At 70.6% G+C, this 12,613-nt stretch carries 11 protein-coding genes; 5 read left to right on the plus strand and 6 right to left on the minus strand.

What is annotated here, in order from left to right; genetic code table 11:
• Positions 1-31: 31 nt before the first annotated feature.
• Together OHA68_RS11765 and OHA68_RS11770 are read left to right on the plus strand one after the other, a co-directional pair.
• Positions 32-1,411: a family 2B encapsulin nanocompartment shell protein gene (locus OHA68_RS11765; RefSeq protein ID WP_327107671.1), complete on the plus strand. Its 1,380-nt coding sequence runs from the start codon at positions 32-34 to the stop codon at positions 1,409-1,411.
• Positions 1,412-1,439: 28 nt separating this feature from the next.
• Positions 1,440-3,605: a terpene synthase family protein gene (locus OHA68_RS11770; RefSeq protein WP_327107672.1), complete on the plus strand. Its 2,166-nt coding sequence runs from the start codon at positions 1,440-1,442 to the stop codon at positions 3,603-3,605.
• Positions 3,606-3,650: 45 nt separating this feature from the next.
• On the opposite strand, the gene OHA68_RS11775 is transcribed toward OHA68_RS11770, so the two are convergent.
• Together OHA68_RS11775 and OHA68_RS11780 are read right to left on the minus strand one after the other, a co-directional pair.
• Positions 3,651-3,992 carry an STAS domain-containing protein gene (locus tag OHA68_RS11775; protein WP_189137841.1) on the minus strand — a complete coding sequence of 114 codons (342 nt, stop codon included), beginning with the start codon at positions 3,990-3,992 and terminating at the stop codon, positions 3,651-3,653.
• A gap of 368 nt (positions 3,993-4,360) precedes the next feature.
• On the minus strand, positions 4,361-4,630 hold the full coding sequence (locus tag OHA68_RS11780; RefSeq protein WP_327107673.1) for a hypothetical protein: 270 nt from the start codon (positions 4,628-4,630) through the stop codon (positions 4,361-4,363).
• Positions 4,631-5,150: 520 nt separating this feature from the next.
• Here OHA68_RS11780 and OHA68_RS11785 point away from each other — a divergent pair.
• Positions 5,151-5,561: a C40 family peptidase gene (locus OHA68_RS11785; protein ID WP_327107674.1), complete on the plus strand. Its 411-nt coding sequence runs from the start codon at positions 5,151-5,153 to the stop codon at positions 5,559-5,561.
• Positions 5,562-5,783: 222 nt separating this feature from the next.
• On the opposite strand, the gene OHA68_RS11790 is transcribed toward OHA68_RS11785, so the two are convergent.
• The 3 genes from OHA68_RS11790 to OHA68_RS11800 form a co-directional block, all read right to left on the minus strand.
• Positions 5,784-6,053 (minus strand): hypothetical protein, encoded by a 270-nt coding sequence (locus OHA68_RS11790; protein ID WP_327107675.1) that lies wholly within the window; start codon positions 6,051-6,053, stop codon positions 5,784-5,786.
• 312 nt (positions 6,054-6,365) lie between these two features.
• Positions 6,366-6,812, minus strand: coding sequence for a MarR family winged helix-turn-helix transcriptional regulator (locus OHA68_RS11795; protein ID WP_327107676.1), 447 nt, complete (start codon positions 6,810-6,812; stop codon positions 6,366-6,368).
• Complete coding sequence (locus OHA68_RS11800; RefSeq protein WP_327107677.1) at positions 6,809-7,435, minus strand: type 1 glutamine amidotransferase family protein; 627 nt, start codon at positions 7,433-7,435, stop codon at positions 6,809-6,811. Before OHA68_RS11800 ends, OHA68_RS11795 begins: the two co-directional genes overlap by 4 nt.
• A gap of 61 nt (positions 7,436-7,496) precedes the next feature.
• On the opposite strand from OHA68_RS11800, the gene mads6 reads away from it, so the two are divergent.
• A complete protein-coding gene (gene mads6, locus OHA68_RS11805) occupies positions 7,497-8,843 on the plus strand; it encodes a methylation-associated defense system protein kinase MAD6 (protein WP_327107678.1) in 1,347 nt (448 codons plus the stop codon).
• 44 nt (positions 8,844-8,887) lie between these two features.
• On the opposite strand, the gene OHA68_RS11810 is transcribed toward mads6, so the two are convergent.
• Positions 8,888-11,569, minus strand: a complete 2,682-nt coding sequence (locus OHA68_RS11810; protein ID WP_327107679.1) for an AfsR/SARP family transcriptional regulator — start codon at positions 11,567-11,569, stop codon at positions 8,888-8,890.
• 113 nt (positions 11,570-11,682) lie between these two features.
• On the opposite strand from OHA68_RS11810, the gene OHA68_RS11815 reads away from it, so the two are divergent.
• On the plus strand, positions 11,683-12,594 hold the full coding sequence (locus OHA68_RS11815; RefSeq protein WP_327107680.1) for a M23 family metallopeptidase: 912 nt from the start codon (positions 11,683-11,685) through the stop codon (positions 12,592-12,594).
• The last annotated feature ends 19 nt before the right edge of the window (positions 12,595-12,613 follow it).

Here is a 12,613-nt window from a genome sequence, read left to right on the forward strand (position 1 = left end):
TTTTCGCTCCCAGGGATAGGTGGTGTTTCGGTTGACGGAGTTGGACGAGCGGGGCTCGCGGCTGAGCCTTGATCCGGCCGCGGCGCGCAAGCTCGCCACCACGACCAAGACGGCTCCGCAGATGCGGGAGATCTCCCCGCGCTGGCTGCTGCGGGCGCTGCCTTGGGTCGAGCTCGCGGCCGGCGCCTACCGGGTGAACCGCCGGCTCACCTACGCGCCGGGCGGCGGGCGCGTGTGCTTCACGCACACGGGCGCGCGGCTGCGGGTGGTGCCGCCGAGCCTGACCGAACTGCCGCCGCTGCACGGGTACGGCGACCCTGCCGTGCTGGAGACCCTGGCCGGGCTGTTCGAACAGCGGGAGTACGCCCGCGGCGAGGCGATCGTGCGGGAGGGCGAGCCGGCCGGCGAGCTCGTCCTCCTCGCCTACGGCAGAGCCGCCAAGGTGCAAGCGGGGACGTACGGCGACAGCCTGGTGCGGGCCAGGCTGTCGCCCGGTGACCAGGTCGGGGCGGAGTTGCCGACGCCGCCCCGGTGGGGGTTCACCCTGGAGGCCGGCACCACCTGCACGGTGCTGGCCCTGCCCTGGCAGGCGCTGCACGACCTCGCCGGGCGGACGCCGTCGCTGCGCGAGCAGCTGGAGTCGCACCTGGCCGGGCTCGCCGAGCCCCGCACCAAGCACGGCGAGGCGCTGATCACGCTGGCCTCCGGCCACCGGGGCGAGCCGGTGCTGCCGGGCACCTTCGTCGACTACGAGCTGAGCCCGCGCGAGTACGAGCTGAGCGTGTCCCAGGCCGTGCTCCGGGTGCACACCAGGGTCGCCGACCTGTTCAGCGACCCCATGGACCAGACGGAGGAGCAGATCAGGCTGACCGTCGAGGCGGTCCGCGAGGCGCAGGAGCGCGAGCTGGTCAACAACCGCGACTTCGGGCTGCTGCACAACGCCGACCCGGCCCAGCGGCTGACCACGCGCTCCGGGCCGCCCACCCCGGCCGACCTGGACGATCTGCTCTGCCGGCGGCGGAAGACCCGCTATCTGATGGCTCACCCGCTGGCCATCGCGGCGTTCGGCAGGCAGTGCAGCGCCTCCGGCGTCTATCTGGACAGCGTCGAGCTGGACGGGAGCAGGCTGAGCGCCTGGCGGGGCGTGCCCATCCTGCCCTGCGACAAGATCCCGGTCAGCGGGGCGGGCACCAGCTCGATCCTCGCGTTCAGGACCGGCGAGGAGGACCAGGGGGTCGTCGGCCTGCACCAGACCGGCGTCCCCGACGAGTACCGGCCCGGCCTCAGCGTGCGGGTGATGGGCATCGACGAGCGGGCGGTCACCACCTACCTCGTCAGCGCCTACTACTCCGCCGCCGTTCTCGTCCCCGACGCGCTCGGGGTGCTCGGGGACGTCGAGGTCCACGGCTGATGACCCTGACCACACGAGCGGAGTGACGATGGCTCAGCCCTTCGAACTGCCCGACTTCTACCTGCCGTATCCGGCGCGGCTCAACCCCCACCTCGAACAGGCTCGTGCGCATACCAAGCAGTGGGCTCGGGCGATGGGCATGCTGGAGGGCTCCGGCGTCTGGGAGGAGGCGGATCTCGACGCCCACGACTACGCGCTGCTGTGCGCGTACACGCATCCTGACTGTGACGGACCCGAGCTGAGCCTGATCACGGACTGGTACGTGTGGGTGTTCTTCTTCGACGACCACTTTCTTGAGATCTTCAAGCGGTCCGGGGATCGGGTGGGAGGTAAGTCCTACCTGGATCGGTTGCCCGCCTTCATGCCGATGGAACCGGGCGCGGAGGTGCCCGAGGCGACCAACCCGGTCGAGGCCGGGCTGGCCGACCTGTGGGCGCGTACGGTGCCCGGCACCTCCGCCGACTGGCGGGCGCGCTTCACCGAGAGCACCCGCAACCTGCTGAACGAGTCGCTGTGGGAGCTGTCCAACATCAACGCGGGCCGGGTGCCGAACCCCGTCGAGTACATCGAGATGCGCCGCAAGGTGGGCGGCGCGCCCTGGTCGGCGGGCCTGGTCGAGCATGCCGTGGGCGCCGAGGTGCCGGCCGTGATCGCCGGGTCGCGGCCGCTGCGGGTGCTGCGTGACGCCTTCTCCGACGGGGTGCACCTGCGCAACGACCTGTTCTCCTACGAGCGCGAGATCGGGCAGGAGGGCGAGCTGAGCAACGGGGTGCTGGTGCTGGAGACGTTCCTCGGCTGCACCACGCAGGAGGCCGCCGACGCCGTCAACGACCTGCTCACCTCGCGGCTGCAGCAGTTCGAGCACACCACGCTCACCGAGCTCGGGCCGCTGTTCGCCGAGCACGCCCTGGACCCGCTCGCCTGCATGGGCGTGCTGGCCTACGTCAAGGGCCTGCAGGACTGGCAGTCCGGCGGCCACGAGTGGCACATGCGCTCCAGCCGCTACATGAACAAGGAGGCGCGCTCCGCCCCCGCCCTGGGCATGAAGTCGGTCGTCGACCTGCTCGGCGCGAAGCGGATCCGGTCCTACGCGCACGTCCCCCACCAGCACGTCGGCCCCAGCCAGGTGCCGGAGCTCTACATGCCCTTCGAGGCGCGGCTGTCCCCCCACCTCGACGCCGCCCGCCGCAACCTGGTCGACTGGGCGCACCGGATGGGCATCCTCGAAGCCCAGCCGGGCGTCACCGGCTCGGCCGTCTGGGACGAAGCCAAGATCATCGACTACGATCTGCCGCTCTGCGCGGCGGGCATCCACCCCGACGCCTCGCTGGAGGAGCTCGACCTCTCCTCGGCCTGGCTCGCCTGGGGCACCTACGGCGACGACTTTTTCCCCGTCGTGTTCGGCCGCACCCGCAACCTCGCCGCCGCCCGCGCCACCGTGGACCGGCTGTCGGCGTTCATGCCGCTCGACGGCGCCACCTTCCCCCCTCCGGCCAGCCCGCTCGAATGCTCGCTCGCCGATCTGTGGCGCCGCTCGGCCGGGCCGATGAAACCACGAGCACGGCGTACGTTCCGCGAGGCGATCGAGAAGATGGCCGTGAGCTGGCTGTGGGAGCTGGCCAACCAGGCGGTGAACCGCATCCCCGACCCGGTCGACTACGTCGAGATGCGCCGGCTGACCTTCGGCTCGGACCTGACCATGGCGCTGTGCCGGCTGTCCCGCGCCGCCGCGATCCCGCAGGAGGTCTACGACAGCGGCCCGATGCGCTCGCTGGAGAACGCGGCACAGGACTACGCCGCCCTGCTCAACGACGTCTTCTCCTATCAGAAGGAGATCGAGTACGAGGGCGAGGTGCACAACGGCGTGCTGGTGGTGCAGAGCTTCTTCGCCTGCGACTACCCGACCGGGCTCAAGATCCTCGTCGATCTCATGGAGTCACGGATGCGGCAGTTCCAGCACGTGGTCGCGCACGAGCTACCCATCCTGTGTGACGATCTCGACCTGGGCGAGGAGGCGCGGGGGGCGCTCGCCGATTACGTGCGGGAGCTGGAGAACTGGATGTCGGGCATCCTCGTCTGGCACCGCGACTGCTTCCGCTACGACGAGGAGTCGCTGCGCCGCCACCATCGGCCCCCTCGGTCCCGGCTGATCGGGCCGACCGGGCTGGGCACCTCGGCGGCGCTGGTCGTCTAGCCGGTCGTCTGGCTGATCGCTCGAAATGGGCGTTCGGGTGGGCGTTCAGCTGAGCGCCTGCTGGTGGGCCTCGTGGAACCAGCCCACCAGCTCCATCAGCCGTCGCTGGGACGGCGTGACGTTGTGCAGGCGGATCCAGCGCTGGGCGGGCGGCAGAGTGGGCAGCACGAGCACGCGGATGCCGGACAGGTCGATGAAGGTCAGCGCGCCGGTGTCGACGTCGATGTGGGTGCTGCCCTGCCGGGACAGCTCCAGCGTGTGCGCCAGGGCTCGGCTGTTGGTGACGTCGACCTCGCCGGTGAGTGTCACGGCGGGGACCGGTCTGGTGGCGCGCAGGGTGACGCGGAGCTGCTCGTCCTCATAGAGCAGCCGCTCCATGTCCGTCATCTGGCGCTCACCCCCATCACGTCGAGTCCCGGGGGCTGTAGCCGTTGTGTCACGAGCGAAGCTCCTCCTGGCCGGAGGCGCGGTGACCGCATCGGCAGTGACCGAGAACCAGATTACCCGGAAGACATCCGGAAAGGTGATTTTCGCGAAGTACTTACCGATTTGAGGAGCTTTTATAGACCGGAACGCCGACCGGCCCCGGCACGCGAAGTGCCGGGGCCGGTGGGGATGAGCCGATGCGCCGTTCGTCTCCCGGTGGTGGCCCCGAACGCGCGGCCACGCTGGCACCCTGCGTCCAGGGTGTCCGCCAGGAAGGGGGCGTGGCCGGCGGGATGCCGTGGGGTTCACCGGGGAGCGGCGCCCGCTCCCTAGTGGTGGTGCTCGTGCGTCTTGGTCTGGTTGTTCAGCAGGTCGACGTCGACGTTCTGCAGGTTGACCGCGCTGAGGACGTTGACGTACTTGAGCGAGTCGTTCAGCACGTCGTTGGCCAGGGTGGCGTCGTCGACGACCGCCCACTGGCCCAGGACCGCGCTGCCGGTGTTGGCGGTGCTGGGGCCGACGTCGGCCGAGGCCGCGGTGGCGGAGAAGCCGAACAGGGCACCGACCATGGCGGCACCGACGAGGATGCGACGCATCATTTCTTTACTACTCCTTCGGATGGAATCCGCGCGGGGATGCGCGTCATCGCTGTCGTTCACTGGAATCGAGATGCCGCCGACAACAATCCAGCATCCGCGGCCCGGCCCACAAGCGATCGGGCCTAAACATGAGTAAAAAAGAATTCCCGATCCCAGAGCTTTTCAGCCAACCCACATATACGGACTTCTCAGCATATATCGGGCTGGTTGTGTATACGATTTTTCAGGTTATGGCCACCTGCGGATCCAGCCTCCCCAAAGGGCGTTTTATCGCCATCGACGGGGAGGAAAATGCAGGGTGAAACGTCTTTCCAGGCGCCTGGCCGGCGAAGGCCCGGCGCGAAACGATTAACAGAAGCGGTGAATAGCCATGCGGATAGCAAGAATGCTTATCCTGATGGCCATGACAGGCGGCTGGTGCACGTTCCCCGAAATAATCGGTCCGACCGCCGTGATGGCCCGCTGCGCAGACCAGGATCCGGCGCGATGTGGATCGACGTATTCGCATGCGGCCGAGCGGATGCGTTATGCCGCCGGCGGCACGGCGCTGCGGGCGGCGATGGACATGATAGGCGTGCCCTACTCGTGGGGCGGTGGCGGCGTGCACGGGCCGAGCCGTGGCGTCGGCCGGGGCGCCAGGACCCGGGGGTTCGACTGCTCCGGCCTGACGCAGTACGCGTGGGCGAGCGCCGGCGTGCTGATCGGCCGCACCACGCGGCAGCAGTGGCGCCATGGGACCCGCGTGCCGAGGGAGCAGCTGCGGCCGGGAGATCTGGTCTTCTACGACAGCGATCCCCGGCAGCGCGGCCCCGAGCACGTCGGGCTGGTCGTGGACGGCGAGCACATGGTCAACGCCCCCTTCACCGGGGCGTCGGTGCGGGTGGAGCCGCTGGACAGGCCGACCTTCAAAGGCGTGGTCAGACCTGGATAGGGACGCGGCCCGGGTCACCCGCTCTTGAGTCAGGTCACCCGGGCCGCCCGCCGGCCGGCCGGACGGTGCGCACCGAGCGGTCCGTGGCCTCGAGTATCCACGGTCGCTCTTCCGGAAATCACCTCACGCGTTCACACGTGAGACGGGCCGAGCCGGCGGTTCACCGGTATCGACCGGTGAGCTGGACGCGACTTGCCGCGGGCTTTCGCCGCGGACCGGCGTTTAGTGGCGGTGGTCGAAGTTGCCCTGCTGGTTGTTCAGCAGGTCCAGGTCGACGTTCTGCAGGTTGCCGATGGAACCGACGTTGATGTACTTGAGCGAGTCGTTGGCGACGTCGTTCAGGGCCGTGACGTCGTCGACGACGCTGAACTGGCTGAGCACAGCCTGGCCGCCGTTGTAGGTGTTCGGGCCGACGTCCGCCGAAGCGGCGGCGGCTGAGAAGCCGAGCGCCAGGCCCACGATGGCTGCACCGGCGAGAATGCGACGGATCATGATCTGTATCCTCCATTGATCGGCGCGGTATTCCGACGCCATAGTCGTTTCTGCAGGGCTGTGAGGTGCCGCCAATTACTGTCCCGGCAGTGGCGTGGAACCGCAACCTGTTCTGCTCAGGCCGGGGTCAAGGAGCCGCCTCGTTTTCTTGGCCTACGGATTTCACGAGCCGCTGAACGGGTACACATGTGCGTCATCTCGGCCGCCGCCGAAAAGGCATTTATTTTGTCTGCCGCGAGAATGACGTAGCCGTTCCAGCACCTGCGGTTAGACAATGATCAACCGGCCCTTGAGAAACGTGCGCGCGTATCCTCAGTCGATCCGGTCCAGAGCCGCCGAGAGGCGGTGAAGGGCCGCCAAGGACTCCTGGAAAGCCGGCAATCCCAATTCGGCGGCGAGCCGGTCGGCCAGCTCCTGGTGGGCGGGGCCGATCTCACTGATCGCCGCGCGCCCTTCGGGGGTCGGCCTGAGCAGCTTGGCCCGGCGGTGCGCGGGGTTGGGCAGGTATTCGGCCAGCTCCTTCTCCACCAGCAGGTCGGCGATGCGCTGAACGCCCTGGCGGGTCATGCCCATGGCCCTGGCGATGCCCGCGACGGGCAGCGGCTCGCGCAGGACCGCGCCGAGCACCTGCCACCAGGCCGCCGTCAGCCCGGCCGGCCGGGCCAGCCGCTCGGAGACCTCGAGCAACCGGCCGTTGAGCCGGAAGACGGCCAGCGCGGTGCCGGAGAGCAGGTCGCCCGAGGTCGTCGGCTCGCTCATGCCGACATCAGCACCTCGTAGCCCGAGCCGTCGCTCCTGGCGAACAGCCGGTGCCACGCGTCGAGGACCTCGGGCGTGCAGACGTCGAGCCTGCGGAAGATCTCGCGGGCGAAGGCCACCGGCTCGGTGGGGCCGGCGGTGACCAGGTCGCCGCCGGTGACCGCGTCCTGGTCGAGGTAGTGCCCGGCCCCCGCGTAGCCCTCCTGGGCCGCCAGGTAGTGCACGACGGCGCTGGTGTGCGCGCGCTCGTCGAGCAGGCCTTCGCGGGCCAGTCCGGCGACCGCGCCGCAGATGGCCGCGACCGGGACGCCCTCGTCCAGGAACTCACGGGCCTTGCGGGCGAACGGCGCCAGGTCGTCCCCGGCGTCCCACAGGTCGGCGCCGGGCAGGATGAGCATCGCGCTGTCCTGCGGCGAGAGCCGGTCGAGCGCGCGGGCGGGGGTGACGCGCAGGCCGCCCATGCTGGTGACCGGCTCGGTGGTGAGCCCCACGGTGACGATCTCGTAGCCGCCCGGCTCGCGGTGGAAGCGACCGCTGCGGAGGTGAGCGGTCGCGTGCCCGACCTCCCAGTCGGCCATGGTGTCGTAAACGCCGACATGGACCGTCTTCTTCGATGTGCTCATGACAGTATGTTGTCATTACGACAGTATGTTGTCAATCCATTCCCGTGCGAGGATAGAGCCCATGGCAGAGATCGTCGGCGGTGGACCTCCGGTCAACGACGCCGAGCGGCGGGTGATCTCCCATCTGCGGGATCAGGCGCCGGCCGAGTGGCTGCTGCTGCACAACGTCGAGGTTCCGCGCGGCGAGGACGTCTTCGAGGTCGACCTGATCGTGCTGACCGGGCACTCGCTCGTGCTCGTGGACGTCAAGGGCAACCGGGGCCGCATCGAGGTGTCGGGGTCGCGCTGGTTCCCCTCCCGCAGGGAGGCGTTCGGCTCTCCCGCGACCAAGTTGCGCGGCACCGCCAAGGCGCTCAAGGGCCTGCTCGTCTCCAGGGCCACCCAGCTCGAACGGGTCTACGTCGACAGCCTGGTGGTGCTCACCGCACCCGACGCCGAGCTCGTCGACCCGGCGGGACGCGACGCCGCCAACGTCACCGACCTGCCCCGGCTCATCACCACGCTGAGCGACGTCTCCCGGGTCAGACGGGGGTGCAGCCCCGACGCCAGGCCTTACATGACGGCCATTCTCGACGCGCTCAACCAGACCGTGCGGCGCAGCACCGCGCCCCCCAGGTTCGGCAACTGGGAGGTCCAGGAGCGGCTCGGCGGCGACGCCAAGACCACCGAATACCGCGCCTTCAACGTCACCCTGCCCGGCAGCGAGACCGTGCTGCTGCGCGTCTACCAGGCCGACCCGCTGGCCGACCAGGCCGGGCGGGCCGCGGAGCGGCAGCGGATCGCCAACGCCTACCAGACGCTGGCCAGGATCCCCCCGCACCCGTGCGTGGTGCGCTCGCGTGACTTCTTCGCCATCGACGACGAGAGCCGGTTCGTGCTCGTGCTCGACGACGTGCACGGCCAGGCGCTGCACCTGCGCCTGGGCGAGGGGGTGCGGCTGAGCGTGATCCAGGACCTGCTCCGCGGCCTGGCCCACGCGCACGCGCACGGCGTCGTCCACCGCGCGCTCACCCCGGCCAGCGTGCTGGTGACCGACGACGGGCACGCGGTGCTCACCGGCTTCGACTACGCCAAGCCCGGTCCGCGCGACTACACGGTCGCCCACGAGCTGCACAACATCCTCGACGCCCACTATGTCGCGCCCGAGTGCCAGGAGCGGCCCGACCGGATGACCGCCGCCTCCGACGTCTACTCCGCCGGGGTGATCGCCTACCAGCTGCTCACCGGCGAGCTGCCGACCAGCGCCGACGCGCACGGCCCCGATGTGCCCGAGGTGGTGCGCCGGATGCTCGACCACGCCCCGGCCAAGCGCCCGAGCGCCGCCGAGTCCTTGGCCGCCCTCCAGGGTGCGGCGGTGCAGGAGTCCCCGTTCAGACGCCTGCTGCGCCGCCTGACATCCAGGGCATAACTCACACGGGCAGCTCACAAGCTTGTTCGAAGCGAGGGCGTAGCTCACACGGGCAGTGCGCGGCGCAGCTCGCTGGCTTGTTTGAGGTAGTCGAGGGCCAGTCCGGTACGGCCGGCCGAGTGGTGCAGCTCCCCCAGCAGCTGGGTGGTCGAGGCCTCGCCGCTGCGGTCCCCCAGCTCCTGGAAGACCAGCAGCGAGCGTTCCAGCCCGGCGGAGGCCGGCGCCAGCTCGCCGCGCGCCACCTGCAGCCCGGCCAGGCTCTGCAGCGCGTACGCCCCGCAGTGCCGGTCGCCGAGCGACTCGAAGATCTCCAGCGCGTGCCGGTGGAAGGACATGGCCTGGTGCAGGTTGCCCATCTGGAGGCAGACGCAGCCCTCGCGGTGCGCGTCGCCGAGCTCCTGCGCCAGCCGCATGGCCTGGCCGAGCGACTCCGACGCCTGCGCCAGGTCGCCGGACTTCAGGCAGGCACGGCCGATCGCCTGCCGGGCGAAGGCCTCGCCGTGCTGGTCACCGGCCGCCAGGAACATGGCCAGGGCCTGCCTGAAGTGGCCGAGCGAGCGGGCCTGGCCACCACTGAACTGGCTGACCGCGCCCAGCCCGCAGACCGAGGTGGCCTCCGCCCTGGTGTCGCCCAGCTCGCGGAACAACCGCCGGGAGAGGGTGAAGCCGGCGGCGGCCTCCTCGTACCGGTCCTGGTAGAGGGCGACCTGGGCCAGACCCCTGAGCATGGCGGCCTCGCCGTAGGTGTCGCCCGCCGCGCGGGCGGCGGCCAGCGCGACGGTGTGCGTGCGCTGCCAGGTGTCCAGGTGGCAGTGCAGATCGAGGTACGGGACCATGGCGGCGGCCAGTCCCCAGGCCGAGGCGGCCAGCCCTGCCTGCGCCGCCACGCCGACCGCCCCGGCGAGCGCCTCGTGCTCGGCGTCGAACCACGACAGCGGGTCCGAGGTCAGCCGTTCCAGCGTGGTCTCGGGCAGCCGCCAGCGGGGCACGACCGCCGTGGTGAGGCTGAAGACCGTGGTCGGCAGGCGTTCCATGGCGTGTTCGGTGGTCGCGGTCCAGGCGGCCAGCACCCTGGCCAGGCCGGCCCGGTCGGGCTCGCGGCCGAGGGCGTGCCGGCGGATCAGGTCGGGCAGCCGGTAGCGCGGCTGACCCACCGGGTCGGTGCCGACCAGCTCCAGCAGGTTCACATCGACCAGCAGGTCGGTGACGTCGTCGGCGCGGTGCCGGTCGAGCGCGGGGCCGACCACCCAGCCCGGCTGGGCGGACCCGCCGAGCAGGCCAAGAGTGCCGAGGGTGCTGGCCGCCTCGTCCGGTAAGTAGCGGTAGCTGCGGTCGAGGCTGGCCCGTACCTCCTTGAGCTCGCCGAGCCGGTCGTCGGCGAGTCGCTGCCTGAGGACCGCCAGTGACCAGCCGGGCCGGCCCGCCAGGCGGGCGCCGACGCTCCTGAGCGCCAGCGGCAGCCGCCCGCAGGCGGACACGATGGCCAGGGCCTCCTCGTGCTCGCGGGCCACCCGGTCGGCGCCCGCGATCCGGCCGAGCAGCAGCAGCGCCTCCTGGGGCGGCAGCTCGCCGAGGTCGATCTGCAGGGCGCCGGGCAGCTCGGTGATCCGCCGCCTGCTGGTGACGATCACCGCGCAGTCGTTGCCCGGCAGCAGGGGCCGTACCTGGGCCGCGTCCAGGGCCTCGTCGAGCAGCAGCAGCATCGGCTGCTCGGCGAGCAGCGAGCGCAACAGGGCCGAGCGCTCGTGCAGCGTGGCCGGCGGGCTCTCGACGCCGAGCGCGCGCAGCGCCTCGGCCAGCAGCTCGGCCGGTTCCTTGCCGTCGAGGTCGAGGTAGAGCTGGCCGGCGGGGAAGCGGCCGCGCAGGGCGTGCGCGGCGTGCACGGCGAGGGTGGACTTGCCCGCGCCCGGCGCTCCGGAGATCACCGCGATGGTGAAGGGCCGGGCCAGCGCGGCCAGCTCCTCGCTCCGGCCGGTGAAGTCGGGCACGTCCGGGGGGAGCTGGTGCGGCACGGGCGGCGGGGCCTCGTCGGCGAGGATCGTCTCGTAGGCCCGGCGCAGCTCCGCGCCGGGCTCGACGCCGAGCTCGTCCACCAGCCGGGCGCGGACGGCGGCGTAGGCCCGCAGCGCCTCGGCCTTCCTGCCGCCGCCGTGCAGGGCGAGCAGCAGCCTGCTCCACAGATCCTCCCGGTACGGATGCTCGGTCAGCAGGGCGCGCAGTTCGCTGACCGCGCCGGCGTGGTCCCCTCGTTCGACGCGCTGGCCGATGAGCCGCTCGGCGGCGTATAAGCGCAGCTCCTGCAGCGGTTCGAGGCGGCGGTCCCACAGGGGGTGGCCGGGCAGGTCGGCCAGGGGCGCGCCCCGCCAGAGCGCGAGCGCGTCGGCGTAGCGGGCCTGGGCCGCCAGGTCCTCGAAGGCCAGCAGGTCGAGGGCGCCGTCCGGCACGTCGATGGCGTAGCCGGAGCCGTCGCCGCGCAACAGGGGACCGGAGTCGGCGCCGGCCAGGTCGGACCGCAGCGAGCTGACGTAGGTGCGCAGGTTGGCCTGGGCGGAGCGCGGCGCGCACCGCGGCCAGAGCACCTCCACCAGCTGGTCGGCGCTGACCACCCGGCCGGCGTCGAGGAGCAGCGTGGCGAGCAGCAGCTTGGGCTTCCTGCCGGAGACGCGGACGGCTCGCCCCGCCGACCGGACTTCCAGCGGTCCTAGCACATGAAAGGTAACCGTCATGACGCACCAGCTCCTTTTGGAGGCCTGACAGCTTTTTGTACCGGTTCTGGACGTTTTCTGTGCGGCTTATCCGGACTCTGGTGCCAGAGATCCCTCCCGAAAGGATCACCCTCATGAGGTTCAGCGGCGTATTGGTCGCGGGCATCGCCCTGTTGGCCAGCCTCGGAACGGCCTCGACGGCCTCCGCCGATCCGGAGGTCGGGTCAGAGCAGGCACAGATTCTCGCCACGAACTTCCAGCTGCCCTTCCCCTGTGGGCAGAGCTGGACGGGCAACTCCAACGCGAGCAGCGCGCACCAGTCGTACGAGATCGACTTCAACCGCGGTGACTCGGCCAACGCCGACCTCGGCGACACCGTCGTGGCGGCCGCGGCCGGCACCGTGGCCATTTCCGCGCACCAGGGCTCGACCAACGGGTTCGGCAACCTGGTCAAGATCGACCACGGTAGTGGCTGGGCCACGTACTACGCCCACCTGGACACCCGCTCCGTCAGCGCGGGCCAGAGCGTGTCGCAGGGCCAGAAGGTCGGCACCGTGGGCCGGACCAGCAAGCCCGGCAACAACATCAGCGCCCACCTGCACTACGAGGTACGGCAGGGCGACGGCTACCCGGGCAACATCCGCCAGGCCGTCTTCAACGGCACCACCTTCGGCTATCCGAACCAGACGGTGACCTCGCGCAACTGCGGCGGGGCGACCAACCCGTACACGCCGACGGAGGTGTGCGGCGCGGGCTTCAGCGTGATCGACTCGGCCGCGCTCGGCTCGGCCGGCACGGTCTACCTGCTCTACAACACCGCCAACGGCCAGAACTGCGTGGTCACGCTGAAGAAGACCTCGCTCGGCCAGGCCACCGCCACCTCCGCCTACCTGGAGGTCCAGGGCAGCGCGAGGAAGACCGACTCCGGCAACTTCGCCTACTACGCCGGACCGGTCAAGGCCTCGGCGCCCGGCACCTGCGTCAAGTGGGGCGGCAAGGCCGGCTCGTCCACGTACGACAGCCTCTTCGAGCACTGCGGCAGTTAACGCAGCACGCCGCCCCGCC

Origin of the sequence: Nonomuraea glycinis (genome assembly GCF_035920485.1) — a bacterium.
Taxonomy (GTDB): domain Bacteria; phylum Actinomycetota; class Actinomycetes; order Streptosporangiales; family Streptosporangiaceae; genus Nonomuraea; species Nonomuraea glycinis.